Genomic DNA, 19,691 nt, shown 5'->3' on the forward strand with positions numbered 1-19,691 from the left:
TTATCTTCTGCCGCGTTTACGCAAAGCTGAAGGAGTATAGCTTGATTCACTCAAAGGAGAGTTGAAAGTATTCACTTGATCTTGATTATCTAAACCAACTGATACATAACGTCCAGACTGTAAATCATGGTGCGTTTCAACCGTACTCCAGAACAAAGGAATTTCATAATAGTTGATGCTATGTGCTTCAGAATAACGCCACAATTCACCACGCTTATCATAATGGTCAGTTAACAGTATTTGATAGCTGTCCTCGTCTAAGTAATAAGTTCTTCGGCTGTTGATGTGGCGGAAACCTTCTCTCAGATTGGCTTCAATCACATGTACACGATGCACTTCATAACGCATGTACTCTGGATTTAAATGACCTGGCATGACCATGTCTTCTATCAAAGAGTCTGAGCTGTGCGCTTTGTAGGAATTATAAGGCACATAGATTTCTTTTGTTCCTACCCAATCCCAAGTGAAGCGATCCATAGCACCATTAAACATATCAGTCATGTCATTGGTACGTAAGCCATCAGACGCGGTACCTGGATTGTCATAAGCAACATTAGGCGCTCGACGAACACGTCTTTGGCCTGGATTATATATCCATGCTTGACGAGGTGTTTCTTTTTGATTCATGGTTTCATGAACCAACAACACACGCCCTGCCAAACGAGCTGGCGATTCTACCACTTGGTAAAAGTACAACAAGATGTTGTTGATGTCTTCTACCGTGTTACCTTCAACATAGTATTTACCATACAACTCTTCGCGCAAACGAACCAAAGTATATTGGCCTTTGGAAGTTGGTGCCACTTGGTTGTTATAACGAACACCACCTGAACCTTTGTACTTCAACTTATGGTTTAAAATCAGTTCATAAGCATTTTCAGGAAATGGAAAAGGAAAACCTTCTGCTACTCTAGCCACACCTTCACCGTCAGCTGTTAAGGTTCCAGTTCTGCCATTCTCTTTTGTCTTGTCATAAATTCGCTGAGGAAAAGATGCTGAGCGCCTGGTAGGATAAACGTTCATCTTGAAAGTTTCAGGATAACGGACAAACATGGCCCTTTGACCTTCAGACAATTTCTCAGCATACTCATTGAAATTACTTGAATCAATGGTGAACAATACCTTGTCATCAGCATAAGGGTCTGGATGGTGATCGCCCAACTGATAACCAGCAACAGGCTCAGTAATACCACCAGTCCATGCTGGAATGGTGCCTTCTTCGTTACCTGCTTTGATTGAACCCATTGGGGTCAAGTCTTTACCCAAACGATCTACTTGATCAGGCTTGGGGCCAGCATGCGCTGAACCCACGACCGTCAAACCAACAATGGCTGTTAATAACGATTTTTTTAATAAATTCATATACTGTCCCCGTAATTAGAATGAATATTTGACATTGATTGATGCAAAATCTCTGTCAAATAATTGATTATGTATGCCTGCGCCAGAGAAACGTGTGTGACTTACATCAACACTCCATTTTTCTAAGTAGGTTCCTGTCACACCTATGGTCACAGATTTACGGCCTTCGATGAAGTTACCACCCGGCCCTGGCGTGGTGCCATTAACATCGTGATTGAACCCCAAACGTGGAGACACGTTCCAAGCTGTACCAAAAGCGTTGTTATAATCGAATTTTGTGATTAAACGGTATCCCCACGAAAAAGAAGTGGCAAAAAATTCGTTCGCTTCTGTTACTGGATTACGACTGCTACCACCAGTAACAACGCTGGCACCTCCACTGGTATCAGTACCTGGGCCGTTGTACCTTAAGACTGATGTATCTGGTAAATCCCAAACATTGGTAAAGCCTACTTCACCGACTAAAGCGATTTGGTCTGTACCAAAAAAGTCATTGGGGCCGAATAATTTGGTTCCAGTGAACTGCAATTGAGACACTTCATGTCTTTCCCAACCTCTGATATAGTCACGTGGTTCAAATTGACCCAGCTGAGAATTAAAACGGTCATAAGGTGCTGGAATCGCTGCATTCAATGGCGACAAAGCCGCAAACAGCAACTCTACATCATCAAACTGTAAAGGCACGTTATCTCTATAACTTAATTCGCCTTGCAGTGACATACCCAAACTGTTAATTGTGGTATTAAAACTCAAACCAATTAAGTCGATGTCTTCAGGGAATTCAGTGAAGTACGTCGCTGAATTCGGTGAAGCAGGACCAAATGGGTAAGCAGGAGAGGCAGGATTACTTAAGTAACCTGGTAAATCAACACCTTCTAAAAAAGGAGCAATGGGTGCATTAGGATCACCAACAGCAATACCACTTAATACTGGTAAGCGTGAATGGTAGTTCAAGTAATACAAACCAAACTCTGTGTTATTCAAAGCTTCAGAGTAGTATCTGAATGCCAAACCAAATTGACCGTCATCGCTGGCACCTTGTCCAACAGAGCGAGGTACATTGGCTTGAATGATACCGCTAGACAGAGATTCTAGTCCTGGTACATTCATAAAATTTTGTAAATCATACAGCTCAGGTACTGTACCAAAATTCAAAGACACGTATTCAGCGCCTGGCGTTCCATAATCATTGGTACTAAAATAAGTTCCCATTGGATCTGGATCTGTCTGCTCAAACTCAAACATGTAAACCGCTTCCATAGACAAGTTATCTGTTATGTCAAAGCTCATAGACAACATATCAATTGGCAAAAATGCTTCTTTTAATTCAGCACCCGCTACTCGAATTTTTGATACGTCAACAGGGTTTATCACATTGATACCTTGTTGGATAAATGTAGACTCACCCCAAGAAACAACCTGACGACCCAATCTTACAGAGCCGTATCGTTCGCCGACAGCAAAGTCTTTATAAACATACGCATCTAACAAACGGAAACGTTCGCCTACAAACTCTTTGGCCACTTCAGATAATTTATCGTTGTCTGCATTTTCGAAGTCATAAAAGCCAGTCACACGGAAGAAACCGCCCCAATCCTTATACGAAAAAGCAATGTCTGAAGTGAATTTTGCGGCATTAGAAATCAAATCACCTTTGTCATAATTCAGGTTGCCGTTGTCACCATTGTTAGACCAACGACCAGGAGCCGCCAACCTTTGCTCAAAAGGCAAAGCACCAACAAACGGATTGATATTTGACTTACCAACCAAACGGTCATCACGGTCTTCAACTCGCCATGAGGCGCCATAAGACAAAGTGGTATCAACACTGAAACTCCAGTCTCCATTGTCCCATGTTTTTGCCATTGGAGCTGTTGTTGCGCCCAGGGCAACCATCATCATGGCTGCTTTTAATTTATTTAGTTTTAATTTAGTGTTTTTCATCATCAGCTCCTTATTGAATCACGTCAGTGTTGTTGACATTCAAAGTAGTGCCGCGTGATAAAATCCATGCAGCCATTTGACCTTGCATCTCTGCAGTCACAGCAGGACCGTCAGCAGGGTTTAACAAACTGCTGTGCGAACCTTGAGAAAATCTTACTGAAGCATCTAAGCCGTCGGCATTAAAAGCAGATTCAGAATAATTCATCAATCCCATAACTGCCATCAAAGGCTCTGTCCCTGACAGCGGCGCATTCGCCACTGCATTCGGAATCACATTGTCACCCAGGATTTCATGAACCAAAATGTTGTGATTAGCTGTTGCCATGGCACCAAAGTTAATTGGGTCAGCTGAATCTAAAGACGTTTGGGTTGCCAAAACAAATAAGTTGAATTCAGTTGTTCCAGGGTTAACTCCTATGGCTGCCAAGCCGCCCAAAATGCTGGGACCAAATGAAGGTGAAGCAATCAAGAAGTTTGTGATGCCGCCACCTGGTGCTGACAAGAAACCACTTTGAACATCAGGATTCAATGCCAAGTAATTAACACCTGTAATCGCACCTAATGACAATCCAGAGAATGAAACATTAGCAGCATTCAAATCAGGAGATCCATCCATATCAATATCCATCAAAGGAATGGTGTGCGTTAAGGTCAACACATCTGCCACACCTTGTCTGATGTTATCGCGAGAAACCAAAAGATTAGTCAAGTTAATATAATGAGCTGCAGATGAATCAATCACGCCGTCTTGATCTAAATCCATATCAAACGTCCGTTCATTTGAGATAGGTGCAAAAGGCGAATTTTCAATGTATAACGGATTTGTAGGGTCTGTAATACCATGTAAAGGTAAATCAATACCAACCACAACATAACCCAATGAGGCCATGGTGTCTGCAATCGCTAACAAGTTCGTACGGTCTTGAGTGATGCCATGTTGGAAAATAACCACAGGCCAACCCTCAGCTGGTTTGGTCATGCCAGAAGCTGCATTGGGCACAGTCATCAACACGGGAATGTTCTCTATTGAGTTTGCCACAGGAATTGGCTTAGCTACTGTTACATGTGTTGAAGAAGGGTCTAAACCGAATGCATCGAAAGGAGGCATATACGGACCGGGGGCAGCTTGCCAGCGACCTGTTAAGGCAGCAGTTGGGTTAGCAGCAGTTGGCGCTTCTAAGTAATAAGGTGTGGTCATTGTGCCGACATAAATATCAGCAATACCTGCGCCACCAATCAAAGAAGTGTTGGCACCCGATGGGCCCATCACACTTTGACCAGGACCTGAAATCGCTTTCACAGCAGACATCACAGGGGTAATGGACTGTGTTGTCGCAGTCCATGACAAAACGATGTCATCAGGATTGATGCCCACTTGTGAAGCAGCATACTCTTGTGAATTGGTCAATTGACGCAAGCCTTCCAAACCCTGAGCAGTTGCATTATCTAACAAAGGATCTGTACTGTTACCATTGGCATCAACCAAAGGCGACGTGCGTTTAGAGATGAAATATTGTTGATCTGGAGTTGCCGCATTGCCATCAGAATCTTTAATACCATTGGTCAAAACAGCCATATAAGTAGTCATTTCTTGCAAAGGACGCAAATGTACGATATTGATGCTGGCGCCATTGGCCACAGCCACAAAATCAACACCAAAAGTCATTTCTTGTTGAATACCGGTCACGCCACCGCCAGGCCCAGTTAATGAAACCTGAAACAATCGTACTGTCGCAGGATTAACTGATGCCGGAGTCATTGGCACCGAAAAGTTGGTCGCCCAAGGTGAAGTGGTACTGAATCCATCCAAGCCATTCAAAGACACCAAAGGATCTGAATAGTTGTTTGGATCCTCAACTGGAATATTTAATGTTAAATCAGTAGTGTCTTTAAAAAACAAATTGGTAGGTAAAGGCACCTTTGTCGGGTCGCCACTGGCTGGTTCAAAAATTGCTGTGATTACGCCCGTAACCAAAGTGCCATCTGGGTTGGTCGCTGGTGGCGCATCCACCGCACTGGGTGAATTGTTGCTGCTGCTACATGCTTGTAACAACATCAACACAGATGTCAGCATAAGGATTGGTTTTATTTTCATTTATAGTCCCCAAGTTAATAACACCCAACATCTTAATTTTTATTGCAGTAAAATTACAAGTCTAAACATTAAAAAAACATTAATTATTTCACCATGAACATACGCAAAGGTACTGAGAACACCGCTTCTTTTGAACGATTATTCATATTGACATTTTTGGCTGCCATATTATTTGCCCTCAACCTTTCAGGATGGCTCACAAGCCTACAGTGGTTAACCGTATCAATTACCCTGATAACTGCCACATTATGGGTAACTGAATGGCTGCCTATTCCTGTCAGCTCGCTTATTCCGCTGGCTTGTTTTCCCTTGCTTGGCATTTTGACACCTGCCCAAGTGGGACAGGCCTATGGCAGCCCTTTGATTTTATTGCTGCTGGGCGGCTTCTTACTGTCAACAGCCATGTCACACAGCAACACACACTTATACATAGCACAACGGATATTGAAGCAAGTGGGTACAGACCACCCTAAAAAGATATTACTTGGCTTTATGCTGACAGCCTCTTTACTCAGCATGTGGATTTCAAACACGGCAACAACACTGATGCTACTTCCGATAGCTTTGGCTGTTATAAAATCACAAAACTCGATTCGATTTGGTACATTTTTACTCTTGGGCATTGCTTATGCTGCCAGTATTGGCGGTACAGCCACGCCCATTGGCACACCGCCCAATTTAGTCATGATAGAAATCATGAAGAACAGCGGCCTAGGCGAAATAGGGTTCGTTCAATGGATGCGACTGTCTTTGCCTGTTTGGCTGATATTTTTTCCACTGATGTACTGGGTATTGAGTCTCAACATCAGTAACAATCAAACCACTGCTGATTCCATTGAACTCCAGCCACTGACAACAGAACAAAAAAGGGTCTTGATGCTTTTTGCAGCTACAGCCATTTTCTGGATAACCCGCACAGCACCTTTTGGTGGCTGGAAGGTATGGTTTGACTTACCTGCCGCCAATGATGCATCTGTCGCCCTATTGGCTGTTGTTGCTTTATTTTCAATTCCTAATGGCAAGGGTCAAAAGCTACTGACTTGGGAGCAAGCCAACACCATTCCTTGGGGCATATTACTTTTATTTGCTGGTGGCATTTGCATTGCCAGCGCCTTTAAAACCACAGGCCTCAGCACATTGCTCGCTGAACAGTTGCTTTTCTTGAAGGATTTACCACTTTTTGTTGTCATTTTGGCCATTTGTTTGACCATCACTTTTTTGACTGAAATCACCAGCAACACGGCTACAACCGTCTTGGTATTACCCATCTTGATGTCTGCTTCTGAAGCCATGGGTATACCACCGGTCCAATTACTGCTGCCCGCCACCATCAGCGCAAGCTGTGCATTTATGATGCCAGTAGCCACCGCTCCTAACGCCATTATTTATGCCTCCGAACACATCACCATGAAAGACATGATTAGACAGGGTTGGAAACTTAATGTCATTGGCGCACTTTTAATCGCTTGCATCTGTACCTGGTTTATTTAAAAACACCCAATAAACCAGACTGTTGCATTAACCTTTTAGTTTAAAGGTGGGACTATGCCCTGTCGGCAGAGAAAGGCAATATGGCCGACAAACCACCAGCACCCATCAAATGCATTAACAAGCGATCCAAACCAACAGCAACTCCTGAACATTGAGGCAAACCGGCTTCCAAAGCGGCCAACAGGTTTTCATCTATGGGTTTGGCCCTTTTCCCATGAGAATTTCGCCATTCGTTATCCGCTTTAAAGCGCGTTCTTTGCTCTGTTGCGTCAGTTAACTCTTGATAGCCATTGGCCAATTCCACGCCATTCCACAACAACTCAAAACGCAAACACACATTGGCATCGTCTGGGTCAATTTGCGCCAAAGCCGCCTGAGATGCTGGAAAACGATCAACAAACAACAGCTCATCCTCAGGCAATGCTGGTTCAATCACCACACCAAATAAAAAATCCAAAGCCTCATCTCGAGACAAATCTGCACCATGAAATCCATATTCAACAGACAAATCATTCAAGTTTTTCTGCGTTGTTTTGAATGGGTTGATGGCTACATATTCTTCGAATAGCTGTGTAAATGTCTGGTGTCTGACAGGCAGTTCAGGCAACCCAAAAGCCACAAACAAACTTTGCATCAATGCCGCCATTTCTTTCATTAAACAACCCAACTTAAAGTCTAGGCGGTACCATTCCAACATGCTGAATTCTGGGTTATGCAAATGTGACTGCTCTCCCAATCGGAAGACTTTCGCGATTTCAAAAATATCGCCTGAGCCCGCGGCTAACAAACGCTTATGAAAAAATTCAGGTGAAGTCCGCAAATAGGCAAAATCATCGATACTGTTGATGGACTGAGTGCAGAAAACATCAATTTGCCTGTCCGTGTTGGCGTGGCGTGATAGCACCGGCGTTTCTACTTCCATCACACCTTTATCAGCAAAAAATTGACGTATTTTTTGATACAAAAAAGCCCGCTTCTGAATAGCAGAAAGCGGGCATTCTGGCATCCATTTCGGGGCTGTCATTTTATTTTTTTACACGACCAACGTATTCACCAGAACGGGTATCAACTTTAATCGTTTCACCTTCTGGAACAAACAATGGCACTTGAACAACTGCACCCGTTTCTAAAGTCGCAGGTTTGCCACCGCCACCAGAGGTATCGCCGCGCAAACCAGGGTCTGTTTCTGTGATAACCAACTCGACAAAATTGGGCGGCACAACAGTCAAAGGCGCATTATTCCATAACACAACAGTACAAATATCCTCTTCTTTCAGCCACTTCACACAGTCAGAAACAGCCGTCTCAGAGGCTTCGAATTGTTCAAAGGATTCAGGGTCCATAAAATGATAAAACTCACCATCGGTGTACAGGTACTGCATCTCTTTTTCCATCACATCAGCACCATCTACTTTTTCACCCGATTTGAACGTTTTTTCAATGGTTCTACCAGTACGCAGATTTTTGATCTTTACACGATTAAAAGCTTGACCTTTACCTGGTTTGACGATTTCGTTGTCAACGATGTTGTATGGATCACCGTCCAATAATATTTTCAAGCCATTTTTGAATTGACTGGTACTGAATGTTGACATAGATACTCCGTTCTAGAAATTTTAAAGGGCGAAATTATATCACAGCAAAGTGGCATTTCCTTTATCAGTAAAGCTTAAGCAACGTGCTGTGTTAAAATGCCTGATTTTTTTAAATGACCTTATGTCTAAACCTTGGCAACATGCCCTGAAAACAGCACTCAAAGGAACCCAACTTGAGGACATTAAAAAAACTGACATTTTCCATGAATCAGGTCACCTGCTTTTTCCTACCGTTATCACCGAGTCACAACTGACACAAGCCGACCTTGATAACCCACTTGACCCCATTGCTTTGCAGTACATACCACAACCATCAGAACAACAGCTGCACCCTGGCTTCAAAACCGACCCTGTGGGCGATATTGATGCCAGCCAGTCACCGGGTTTAATTCATAAGTACAAAGGCCGTGTGTTGTTAATAGCCAGTGGAACATGTGCGGTGAATTGCCGCTATTGTTTTAGACGTCATTTTGAGTACAGCAACAATTTTGCTCCACGCAACAATTGGAAAGAAGCTGTCGATTATATTAAACAAGATACAAGCATCCACGAAGTCATTCTCAGCGGCGGCGACCCGCTCACCATTCAAACCAAAACAATAAAAGCTTTGAGTGATCAATTATTGGCTCTACCACACATCAAAACCTTACGTATTCACAGTCGAATACCCGTGGTATTACCTGAACGGATTGACTCCGACTTTATCAACTACATCAAAACCTTAACCCTCAATAAAGTTTTGGTTCTACACATCAATCACAGCCAAGAACTCAGTCAAGAGGCGCGTTGCGCCATACGTGATTTAAAATCTGCAAATGTCACCTTGCTAAACCAAAGTGTTATCTTAAAAAGTGTTAATGACCAAGCCAAAACCCTCATCGATCTCAGTCACAAACTGCATGACCTTGGGGTAATACCATACTACTTGCATGTCATGGACAAAGTTCAAAATGCCAGTCATTTTGACGTACCTTTAGCACTTGCCAAAAACTTGCACCAACAATTACAAGAAGCCTTACCTGGGTACCTGGTACCAAAACTCACCGCTGAAATTAAAGGCCAAAAAAGCAAAACTTGGATCAATAATCCTTGAATCCTGAAGCCACATCCCTTTTTAAATTTCGATAAATCTTCAAAAAAACTCAAATAAACAAGATTTTTTGTGACAAATTGTGTCATCCCTTGTGGTTTTGCTGTTTTTTGAGCAAATGACATTTCAGTATCTGCTTAAAAAAAGATATAATCATGCTCAATTGACTGTGTATAAAAAATTAAGGAGACCATTTTGGTATCAGATAAATCCATCAATTTATTAATCATTCATCAATCAGAAGAAGAAGCTGAACGTATTTTGTCACTGTTACGGAATTACCAGATAGCAGTTCGCCCCACTCGGTGTATTGATGAAGAGGCACTTCTGGGCATCTTAGAACGTAAACCCATCGACATCGTTCTGTGCCAACAACTGCAAAATGATTTACCTGTATTAACCACTATCGACCACATTAAAAGAATGGGCAAAGACATTCCAGTGATTGCCTTATTAGAAAACTTTGATGCCGACCTGGTTCAAGAATCAATCGAAAATGGCTGCAACAGTTATTGCACAGCAAAACTTCCTGAACACATGAAACATTGCGTTCACAGAGAGATGGAAAGCTTAAAGCAGCGCAGAAAAAACACTGAATTGGCACTGGAACTCAAACACACTGAAAAACGTTGTGATTTACTGCTCGACTCATCAAAACAAGCCATTGCCTATATCCATGATGGCATGCATGTTTATTCAAACCAGTCATATCATGAACTGTTTGACTATGATGATGTTGAAGAACTTGAAGTCACTCCCTTCTTGAATCTGATAGCTAAAGAAGACTTACAAAAAGCCAAAACCGTATTGCGAGACATCAGCAAACACATACTGCCTGATGAAGACATGGAATTTTTATTAAAAAAAGCCGACGGAGAAACCTTCTCAGGCATCATCAACTTTTCCAATGCCACCATCAATGGTGAGCAATGCGCACAATTCATTATCAACATCCCATCTGCTGACCCAGAAGTTGAGAAAGAACTTTTTGAAATCAAAAACAAAGATTTACTCACCAAATTTTTCAACAGAAGTTACTATCATGAGTACCTGTCAAATGCCATTGACGATGCCAAAACCTCTCGAGGTGACAGCTTGATTATGGTTGAAGCAGATGATGCTGAGAAAATCAAAAAAGCGCATGGCATTGGTAATTATGACCAATTTATAGTCAGCCTGTCAGAATTTTTGAATAACAAATTAGGTAATGATGTGACCTACTGCCGTTATGCAGGATCGACCTTTATTTTACAAATCAAACTGCCCATTGAAAAAGCAGAAAGGGTTGCTGAAAAATTACGTGCCATGGTAGCAGAAGAAATTTTCAGTGCAGGTGACACATCTATCAACTGTACCATCAGCTTGGCAGTGACTCAAATCACCAAAGAGTCTGAAACACCTAATTCCATAATCAAATTATTAACCCAACAAATTGAAAAATTAACAGAACGAGGTGGCAATGCCATAGCAACATTTGATCCTGCAGAAGAAGAAAAACTCGCTAAAGCAGCATCAAAGGCTTGGATTGACCGCATCACTGACGGCTTACAAAACGACAAATTCAAACTGCATTATCAACCAGTCATCAACATCGAAGGTGATGAGCAAGAACATTATGAAGTATTGGTTCGCCTACTTTCTGGGGAAGATTTAATTTCGCCGATTCAATTCATTCCAGTTGCTGAAAAATATGGCTTCATTAAGGACATTGACCGCTGGGTAGTAAAAAATGCCATCCAAGCCATAAAAAGCAGCAACAAAGATGTCGAATTGTTTGTCAAATTATCCCATCACACTTTAACTGATACGTCATTCCCACAGTGGTTGATGGAACAGTTCAAAACATTTGGTGTTGGTGGCGATAAATTGTCTTTTGAAATTAAAGAAAGTGATCTGGTCACCCATGCCAAAACCATGAAACCCATCATTAAAGCTTTGAAAGAAATTCATTGCTTTATTATAGTAGAAAAATTTGGCTCTGGACTCAACTCCTTCAGCATACTGAAACACTTTCCTGTTGATGTACTGAAAGTAGATTCCAGCTTGATGGAAGACCTGTCTAACAACGAGGAAAATCAGGGCAAGGTCAAAGATTTAATAGAAAAAGCCCATACCTTGGGCAAACAAGTAATTTGTGAACAAATCGAAGATGCCAATACCATGAGCATCATGTGGAAAATGGCAGTCAACTATGTTCAAGGCAATTTCATTGCGCCTCCAGGGCCTAATATGGAACAGTCTGAATAACAACCCTGAATAATCCATTGAAAGACACACCATACAGGGGGCGATTCGCGCCCTCTCCTTCTGGAAACCTGCACTTTGGCTCTTTGGTTGCCGCGATTGCAAGTTACTGCCAAGCCAAATCTCATGAGGGTGTTTGGCTGCTTAGAATTGAGGACCTCGACCCACCCAGAGCCATACCAGGCGCAGACCTGGCCATCATCAAGGAATTAACTCGGTTTAATATGGTTTCTGATGAACCTGTGATTTACCAGAGCCATGAACTTCAGCAGCATGATTACTTCAAGGCATTAGAATATTTGATTGATAACAAGCATTGTTATCCCTGCCTTTGTACTCGCAAAATGTTGATTCAACATGACATATACCCCAACACTTGTCAAAACAACCTTTTCCCTTGCACACAAGAGCATGCCATTAAAATCAAAGCCCCAGATCAAGACTTTGTATTTATCGATAAAATCCAAGGGACTCAGAGTCAAAACATTCAAAAACAATGCGGCGATTTTAACATCAGACGCAAAGATGGCTTGATATGCTATCAGTTGGCTGTGGTAATCGATGACGCCAAACAAGGCATCACTGAAGTGGTCAGAGGGATTGATATTCTCGACTCAACTGGCAGACAAATTTTCCTCCAACAAACATTAAACCTTACAACACCAGTTTATGCCCACTTCCCTGTCCTCACTTATGCCAATGGCAATAAACTCAGCAAACAAAACCATGCCAAAGAAATATATGGTGAAGACAGCTATGAACTGACAAGAATGGCGCTGCAAGTTTTGGGTCAAGAACCACCCAAACTGACGATTAAGAATCAAGGTCACATGCTGCGTTGGGGTATAGAAAATTGGGACATAAAAAAAGTCCCTTCGGTTAAAGAAGTGACTTTTGATTCTGAGACACGGCTCGACTAAAAACCGTGCCTCAGTCGTTTAATTTTATTGCGCAATGCCTGATAATTCCTCACACAAAGCCACATTGTCTCCTGACAAACGAGTAATTGGAAAACTACCCTCAACATTATCGGCATCAAACTCATAACTCACTTCTGCTTCTGTACAGCTATTAAACTCAATGGTTAAAGTACCGGTGGCAAAGGAATCTACAGCATCTGTACTGTCAAACAAACCATTCCGTGTCAGAGCGATAGGCTGAGAAAAGGTATTTCCATCAAATGTGCCTTGAGAAGTGAACCAGCGGTGTCCTGGGTGTCCAATGGTTGATGCCACTTCATCTTCAGGTTGGAACAAATCATAGGTAAACCAAGCCGCCAACAACGCATTGGCATCAGGCAACATTTCAAAATAGAAACCTTGGCCGTTTGTGGCTGGGTTGAACCAGCCACCTGAAATGCCCGCATTGACTTTGAATTCAGGCTCTTCTAGAACATAAGCTTTAACGATAGTAATAAAGTGACTGTCGTCCAACTGCGTTAAATCTTCAACCAAGTTAGTATAAAAGCTACTGGACCTCATACTTCCATAAAATAAATAACTGGGCACATTTAAAGCTGACCCACCTAAATTACTCACCCTTAAATCTAGAGTCCGTAAAGATGCTATTAAATCAACAACTTCCATACCATCCACCACCTCTCCAAAAACAGCATAACCATCTCTGCTATTGGTTTCATCAAGATGAAATGAATTATCACTTACATTAAAAAACCATTGATTAGTAGCACTATTTGGATCTTCAGTTCTTGCCATTGCAATAGTGCTTCGAGTATTTGAAACTGCAGACTCATTAACTATTTGTGGATTTGTAGCAACTACTGAAAACCTTCCATCACTTTGGTGTCGAAAACCACCACCCTGCACCACTTGAATACCATTTAAAGCTACTCTATGGAATATCACATCATCATATTTCCCAGAATTAACATATGCCAAAAAATTAGAAACGGTTATTGGCGTTTCTTCATCATATAATTCAATATCTATGTTACCCACATTAGTTTCAAAACGAACGGTAGTTGCATTTGCACTCATACTCAAAAAGCAAAGCATTAAAATCACTAAAGTCTTTTTCATAAATCCTCTATTTGTTTTTATTTTGATTGGTTACACCATAAGGCACGTGGCCTGTGGCAGTGTGTTCAGACGCCGTTTTAACATAAGAAAGCTGATCTTCAAAGAAAATATCCGCTTTAAAAGAAGTCAGAAAGGCCGACTTGTCCTGACCACCTAAGAACAACGCTTCATCGATTCGAATACCCCATTCACGTAAAGTCAGTATCACACGTTTATGTGATGGCGCAGAGCGCGCCGTCACTAGGGCTGTTCTTATGGGCGATTCATTAGTTGGGAACAAACTTTGTATGTCGTGTAATTGTTTTAAAAAACTTTTGAATGGGCCGGGTGTGAGGGGAATGTTGTGTTTATCCAGTTCATTTTGCCTGAACACGGCCAAACCCGACTTTTGGTAAATTTGTTCCGATTCATCAGAGAACAATACAGCATCTCCATCAAAAGCCAACCTGACAGGCCCATCTGCGGCCACAGAAGCTTTCCGCGTCATTAAATGTGCTGCTGCATGCCCTGCTTCAATTGCATTGAGCACATCATGTGAGTGCGCCGATAAAAACAATTGCACACCAAAGGCTGATAAATAGTTATAAGGAGATTCCCCATGACTGAATGCCGCCCGTTCGATTTTCAACCCATGATGCTCGATAGAATTGAATATCCTCAATCCCACATCCCCTGAATTCCGTGACAACAACACCACTTCAACCAAATGTTCTTTGGTCTCTGGGTGTCTGATTTCAGACAGTTTTTTTACCAATGGAAACGCCACCCCAGGCTCCAATGGGACATCTTCGCGTGCCAGCTGGTATGCCAAATACGCTTCGACACCTTCAGTTTGAAACACTTTATGGGCATCATTTAAATCAAATAATGTGCGTGATGATATGGCAATGGTTAACATGCGTTGTTACTCAAACTGTTCATTCAATATGCGATCTTCTAGGTTGTGTTGCGGATCATACAACACATGAATACCTATGTCCTTTCTGGCCCGTATATCCACGCGGCACACATGCCTGACTTCGAAGTTATCGGATGTGGCGCTGACCGGTCGCTTTCTGTGAGAAAGTATTTCGAAAGACACCACCGCATGAGAAGGAATAATCGCCCCCCGCCACCTTCGCGGCCTGAACGGGCTGATGGGCGTCACTGCCAAAATTTCACTCCCCATCGGTATAACAGGCCCATGAGCTGATAAATTATAAGCGGTACTGCCAGCAGGTGTTGCCACCATGATGCCATCACCCACTAAGCGTTCAATTTTGGTGTCTTCGTTTATCTTTACTTTGATGTGGGCAGATTGTTTTGTTTGTCTGAGCAAGGACACTTCATTGATTGCCAAAGATTCTTTGATTTGTCCATTGACCTGAAAGGCCTTCATTTCTAATGGGTGCAGTACGGTATCTTTGGCTTTTGAGATGCGTTCAATCAAATCGTCTTCACGATAGGCGTTCATCAAAAATCCTACCGTCCCCCTTGAGAGCCCAAAAACAGGTGTACTTTTTTCCATCAGTTGATGCAAACTGTGTAGCATAAAACCATCACCACCTAAAGGCACCACCACATCAGCCTGGTTCAATTCATGGTTTCCATAACGCTTGACCAAGCTTTTTAATGCCCTTTGGGCTTTGACAGATTTACTGGCTAAAAATGCTAATTTCATGTGGTTATTCTACTGCATCAAGTAAACGAAATGGAGATTGGGCTCGCTGTAAGGCCACTGCAGCACCATCCCCCCCTCGGCGCAGTAAAATGTAACTGTCGTGTACACTGCTTTCCATCAACACTTCTGCCTCTGCTTGTATATAGCGCGTTTGGACAGAAAGCAAATCTGTCAACTGCTCTTTAACGCCCGCCCTGCTTGTGATTATGCTCATTTCACTGTGCTCATAAAAAGCATTCAATTGAGAAAATGAAGCCGAGCCATCCTGGTAAACACTCAATGCCAGCGCTTCAGATATGCTTGGATTCAAAGCACGAATCATAATAGGTGGCAGCGTATTGATGTTCATTTTAGTGACTCTTGACTGAGCAGGCAAAACACACACATAGGGGTGAATAACATCATATATTTCAGGCGTAACCGCTTGAAGTAGCTTGAGCTGAGATTCATGCCAAAACGCTTGACTGCCAGTTTGATAACTGGGACTGCTGGCCAAATAGGCAAAATCTTCAGCACCTTGAGGTCTTGAAATTTGATCTGCATCGATCCAATCGATCGCCTGTTCGGCCACGGCCACATCGACTGACAATAAATTTAACAAGCGCTTAAAGTATTGGTAATGGTTTTCAGACACTTCACCGTTTCTCCACAGGTTATTGACATTGAAACAGTCAGATAAACCCACCAGTCCACCAGACATGATGGTACCATCAGCGGGAATTTGCTTGATACCTTGCAACCAGTTGTCGTTGTTGTTATCCCAAGGTAGGTCAGATTCTTCATAATCTTTTTTTAACACGTCACTCGCCCACAGCATCAGACCCTGTGACAAATGTTTTGCCTGATAAGCTTGTTGAATATTGTGCATCCGAGCCATATCCAATGCCGTTCCATACCAAAGGCTGGTCGCCAATGCCGAAGCGATGGCCACCACCAGCAAAGCTGTTAACATGGCCATGCCTTTTTGTTTGCTGTCCATCATGCCTCTTGCCATGGAACCATGATCCAATCTGATTCACGACCATCTGTTGCCGTTACCCTGCATTTAATTTGGCTGGGCAATTGAACACCTTGTGTAGCTTGACCTGGCCAATTGGGTAACCATTGACCTGAAAAGTCTTTGTATTCGCATCGCCAGTATTTGACTTCCTGCATGGCTTGTTGCTGCCAGGCTTGACTGTTTTGCTTTTGAACCAATGGCCTTTGTGCTCTAAACATTTGGCCATTTCGAACATACCATGCCACTTGAATGACATCACCCAAAGCTTCGGTTTCATTGTCAGTTACTGAAGGCAACAAAGCTTGCTCAAACCGAATCAATTCAAAACGCAAACCATCACCAGTAAAATCGCTGTCAGTAACTGCTAAACCTGTTGATCTGCTGCTAACAGCTAAGGAAACATCTCTACTGATTTGGGTCAACACCAAATTAACCTGCTGAAGTTGACGAGACTTTTCAGTGACACGCGTTGAGGCTTCTGTCATTGCTTTGGTGCCTACAAAACCCATGCCTGCCATGATGGAAAGTATGGCTGTCGCAATCAGCAGTTCTAACAATGTCATGCCAAATTGGTTATTCCAACGTTTCATAAGGATTTAAATCCCACCAACTGAGCCAAAGCATGGCTCACTTTATTATCATCACCGACTTTGAGTGTTATTTTGGCTATGCGTGGATTTTCTGTGTTTTCAACATCAGCCAACCAATACCAACGTTGGTCATTGAATAATTGCTCCCCTTGATGCCGGCCTGTGGTTAATCCATTCGCCTGATACAATCCCATCAAGGCTTGATCCGCCACGTGATACGCAGCGCTTCGTTGTTCGAGTTGTGTGACTGTTTCGGCACTGACCTGCCCCGTTCTTACCAATGCAGCCAATGCAATACCAAGAACCAGTAATGCAATCAGCACTTCAAGTAAAGTAAACCCTTGACTACGATTCATCCAACCACCCTGCTTTAATCTGATTGGGTTGAGCGCTTGTTATTTGGTACTGTGAAGTAGAGTCGGATGCTGAATCTGCTTTTAACAGCAGCTCGAAAGCAGTTATCTGTCCGGTGTTATAACAAATAACATGCGGTTCTGCCGCTAATTCGTTTGCCATTTTTTGTGGCTTTCCAGCAATAAACAACTCCCACATAAAGTCTTCATCTAAGGCTTTATATGGCCATTGTTTGTCGTTGACCACGAACCACTGTTGTTTCCTGTAAGTCAATAGCTGGTGAGCATTTTGACTGAACGCCATCGCAAAAGGCCTGTTTTCAAACACCGCTTTTTCGCACATGTAATGCAATTGCTTAATTAAGTCTTGGGATTGGTCTTTCATCCTATTTTCATAAGATTGACCGCCTAATAGCTGTACTCCCGTGGCTGTCAAAACTGCCAGTATCACTACAACCAACAACAATTCTAACAAAGTAAAACCAGATGTTTTTTTAAGTTCAGCTGACATTTCTTGCTTAATCAGGTTTATTACCAGTTTCCAATGTCGGCATCAATGCCTTCACCACCCGGTTGACCATCTTGCCCAAGTGAATAGATATCAATGGCTGCCCTGTTGCCCGGGTTAAGGTATTGATAGTCGTTACCCCAAGGATCTTTAGGCAGCTTCTGAATATAACCATTGGGGTTCCAGTTTTTAGCTTCTGGTGTACCGGATGGCTTTTGTACCAAAGCTTGTAATCCTTGCGATGATGACGGGTATGAAAAATTATCCATTTTATAAATACTCAACGCTGTATTCAAAGATGACACATCTGTTTTCGCTTTAGCAATTCTGGCTTGATCAGGCTTATCCATGAATTGGGGTACCACAGCAACGGCTAAAATACTTAAAATGACCACCACAATCAAGATTTCCATCAAAGTGAAGCCGGCTTGTTGTTTTTTGTTTTTTTGCATATCTATTTGTTTTAATGAATGAGATTGATTATATTCTTATTTTTATTTGAACACCAAACAAGCTTTGAGAATTTCCAGAATACATTTACCTGTCCTGTCTTCTACTGTTGATGACACCTTAACCATCTCAGGAGAAAAAGCCCATTACTTACGCAATGTTTTACGCATAAAAAAGGGTCATCAATTGGTTTTCTTTACACATGATGGTGTTGAATACCATGCTGAAGTGAGTGAAATTCAACGCCATGATGTTTTCATCTCAAATATCAAGCAAAATAAAAACCCAACTCAGCCTTCAACAATCAATGCCACCATTATTCAAGGCATCAGTTCAGGGGACAGAATGGATTATACGGTTCAAAAATCCGCAGAACTTGGGGCATCTGTATTAATCCCGGTTTTAACCACCTATTGCAGCCAAAAGATTCCAAATAACAAACACCAAAAAAAACAAGCACATTGGCAGTCAGTAGCCAACAGCGCCTGTGAACAATCAGGCCGTTGTGACTTATTAGAAATCAAGCCGATTGCTCGTTTGCAAGATGTCATTACTGCGCATGCCGATAACGGTATTTTTCTGGAGCCAACGACCCCAACCACTTTAAGTAATTTACCCGCAAAGCTTCAAAAGCATTTTTCCGTATTTATTGGACCAGAAGGCGGATTTTCTGATGAAGAGATTAAACTTTTCCAAAACAATGGCTTGACTGGCATACAACTTGGAAAAAGAATTTTAAGAACTGAAACGGCTGCTCCAGTGATATTGGCAGCCTTTCATACTTTATTTGGTGACTTCACATAACTGATTATTGTGTAACAACAATCAAACTTTGCTCTAAGTAGTTCATATTAGGTATATCTGCAGTCTCTTCATGAATTGAAACCAAAGACGCAATGGCGTTATGGTTTATGGTTTTGTCCTCATGTAACTGCATATCGCCTCGAGATACCACTTGTAACTTAGGAATACCGCGAGATAACACAGCGAAATATGCCAGTTTTTCTGGTGTATTTATACACTTCAAAACGGCAACATTGAAACTTTTATCTAAACGCTCAATTTTCTTTCCACCCGTCAAAACAGCAAAATCAACAACCGGTAAATCCCAACCACGCCAAGTGACTTTACCCAAGACCCATTCATCAACATTTTCGTATGGCTCAAGATCACGCAAACTCATGACTTCCGCAACCATGGCATTTGGTAACAACAATTTTCTGTCTTCTTCTACCGGCACCAAAACCGCTCTGATCTCATTTTCCATAAC

Annotated in this window: 19 protein-coding genes; 5 read left to right on the top strand and 14 right to left on the bottom strand. The window is 42.2% G+C overall.

All coding sequences use genetic code 11. The features are described from left to right. From FET73_RS01740 to FET73_RS01750, 3 genes are read right to left on the bottom strand one after another with little or no spacing between them, the layout of a single operon-like run. Positions 1-1,362 carry a DUF1329 domain-containing protein gene (locus FET73_RS01740; protein WP_154222184.1) on the bottom strand — a complete coding sequence of 454 codons (1,362 nt, stop codon included), beginning with the start codon at positions 1,360-1,362 and terminating at the stop codon, positions 1-3. 15 nt (positions 1,363-1,377) lie between these two features. Continuing rightward, positions 1,378-3,306, bottom strand: a complete 1,929-nt coding sequence (locus FET73_RS01745) for a DUF1302 domain-containing protein (RefSeq protein WP_179952053.1) — start codon at positions 3,304-3,306, stop codon at positions 1,378-1,380. Positions 3,307-3,316: 10 nt separating this feature from the next. Further along, entirely contained in the window at positions 3,317-5,401 is a 2,085-nt protein-coding gene (locus tag FET73_RS01750) for an Ig-like domain-containing protein (protein ID WP_154222186.1), read from the bottom strand. A 93-nt stretch (positions 5,402-5,494) separates the two neighbouring features. Here FET73_RS01750 and FET73_RS01755 point away from each other — a divergent pair, with 93 nt between their 5' ends. Further along, positions 5,495-6,892 carry an SLC13 family permease gene (locus tag FET73_RS01755; protein ID WP_154222187.1) on the top strand — a complete coding sequence of 466 codons (1,398 nt, stop codon included), beginning with the start codon at positions 5,495-5,497 and terminating at the stop codon, positions 6,890-6,892. 52 nt (positions 6,893-6,944) lie between these two features. On the opposite strand, the gene epmA is transcribed toward FET73_RS01755, so the two are convergent. Beyond that, on the bottom strand, positions 6,945-7,916 hold the full coding sequence (gene epmA, locus FET73_RS01760) for an EF-P lysine aminoacylase EpmA (RefSeq protein ID WP_154222188.1): 972 nt from the start codon (positions 7,914-7,916) through the stop codon (positions 6,945-6,947). A gap of 1 nt (position 7,917) precedes the next feature. Next, complete coding sequence (gene efp / locus FET73_RS01765; protein WP_154222189.1) at positions 7,918-8,487, bottom strand: elongation factor P; 570 nt, start codon at positions 8,485-8,487, stop codon at positions 7,918-7,920. A 121-nt stretch (positions 8,488-8,608) separates the two neighbouring features. Here efp and epmB point away from each other — a divergent pair, with 121 nt between their 5' ends. The 3 genes from epmB to gluQRS all read left to right on the top strand — a co-directional run bounded on the left by epmB (position 8,609) and on the right by gluQRS (position 12,741). Then, positions 8,609-9,580 (top strand): EF-P beta-lysylation protein EpmB, encoded by a 972-nt coding sequence (epmB, locus tag FET73_RS01770; RefSeq protein WP_154222190.1) that lies wholly within the window; start codon positions 8,609-8,611, stop codon positions 9,578-9,580. 192 nt (positions 9,581-9,772) lie between these two features. Beyond that, positions 9,773-11,824, top strand: a complete 2,052-nt coding sequence (locus FET73_RS01775) for an EAL domain-containing response regulator (protein ID WP_154222191.1) — start codon at positions 9,773-9,775, stop codon at positions 11,822-11,824. Positions 11,825-11,841: 17 nt separating this feature from the next. Beyond that, on the top strand, positions 11,842-12,741 hold the full coding sequence (gene gluQRS, locus FET73_RS01780; RefSeq protein WP_246172630.1) for a tRNA glutamyl-Q(34) synthetase GluQRS: 900 nt from the start codon (positions 11,842-11,844) through the stop codon (positions 12,739-12,741). A gap of 24 nt (positions 12,742-12,765) precedes the next feature. Here gluQRS and FET73_RS01785 read toward each other — a convergent pair whose 3' ends face one another. Genes FET73_RS01785 through gspG form a run of 8 tightly spaced genes read right to left on the bottom strand, consistent with a single transcriptional unit; the run spans position 12,766 to position 18,423 of the window. Then, positions 12,766-13,860: a peptidylprolyl isomerase gene (locus tag FET73_RS01785; RefSeq protein ID WP_154222193.1), complete on the bottom strand. Its 1,095-nt coding sequence runs from the start codon at positions 13,858-13,860 to the stop codon at positions 12,766-12,768. A 7-nt stretch (positions 13,861-13,867) separates the two neighbouring features. Further along, positions 13,868-14,758, bottom strand: coding sequence for a 5'-nucleotidase (locus FET73_RS01790; protein ID WP_154222194.1), 891 nt, complete (start codon positions 14,756-14,758; stop codon positions 13,868-13,870). Between the two features lie 6 nt (positions 14,759-14,764). Beyond that, positions 14,765-15,520 (bottom strand): NAD kinase, encoded by a 756-nt coding sequence (locus FET73_RS01795; RefSeq protein WP_154222195.1) that lies wholly within the window; start codon positions 15,518-15,520, stop codon positions 14,765-14,767. A gap of 4 nt (positions 15,521-15,524) precedes the next feature. After that, positions 15,525-16,514 carry a type II secretion system minor pseudopilin GspK gene (gspK, locus tag FET73_RS01800; RefSeq protein ID WP_154222196.1) on the bottom strand — a complete coding sequence of 330 codons (990 nt, stop codon included), beginning with the start codon at positions 16,512-16,514 and terminating at the stop codon, positions 15,525-15,527. Continuing rightward, positions 16,499-17,110 carry a PulJ/GspJ family protein gene (locus tag FET73_RS01805; RefSeq protein ID WP_154222197.1) on the bottom strand — a complete coding sequence of 204 codons (612 nt, stop codon included), beginning with the start codon at positions 17,108-17,110 and terminating at the stop codon, positions 16,499-16,501. The genes gspK and FET73_RS01805 overlap by 16 nt, the downstream gene beginning before the upstream one ends. Further along, a complete protein-coding gene (gspI, locus tag FET73_RS01810; protein WP_154222198.1) occupies positions 17,107-17,466 on the bottom strand; it encodes a type II secretion system minor pseudopilin GspI in 360 nt (119 codons plus the stop codon). The genes FET73_RS01805 and gspI overlap by 4 nt, the downstream gene beginning before the upstream one ends. Further along, a complete protein-coding gene (locus tag FET73_RS01815; protein WP_154222199.1) occupies positions 17,456-17,974 on the bottom strand; it encodes a prepilin-type N-terminal cleavage/methylation domain-containing protein in 519 nt (172 codons plus the stop codon). The genes gspI and FET73_RS01815 overlap by 11 nt, the downstream gene beginning before the upstream one ends. Before the next feature lie 20 nt (positions 17,975-17,994). Further along, positions 17,995-18,423, bottom strand: coding sequence for a type II secretion system major pseudopilin GspG (gene gspG, locus FET73_RS01820; protein ID WP_154222200.1), 429 nt, complete (start codon positions 18,421-18,423; stop codon positions 17,995-17,997). Positions 18,424-18,469: 46 nt separating this feature from the next. Between gspG and FET73_RS01825 the strand changes: the two genes are divergently transcribed. Continuing rightward, positions 18,470-19,225, top strand: a complete 756-nt coding sequence (locus FET73_RS01825) for a 16S rRNA (uracil(1498)-N(3))-methyltransferase (RefSeq protein WP_154222201.1) — start codon at positions 18,470-18,472, stop codon at positions 19,223-19,225. 4 nt (positions 19,226-19,229) lie between these two features. On the opposite strand, the gene FET73_RS01830 is transcribed toward FET73_RS01825, so the two are convergent. After that, on the bottom strand, positions 19,230-19,688 hold the full coding sequence (locus FET73_RS01830) for a chemotaxis protein CheW (protein WP_154222202.1): 459 nt from the start codon (positions 19,686-19,688) through the stop codon (positions 19,230-19,232). Positions 19,689-19,691: the final 3 nt, after the last annotated feature.

This window comes from Marinicella rhabdoformis (genome assembly GCF_009671245.1).
Classification (GTDB): Bacteria; Pseudomonadota; Gammaproteobacteria; order Xanthomonadales; family Marinicellaceae; genus Marinicella; species Marinicella rhabdoformis.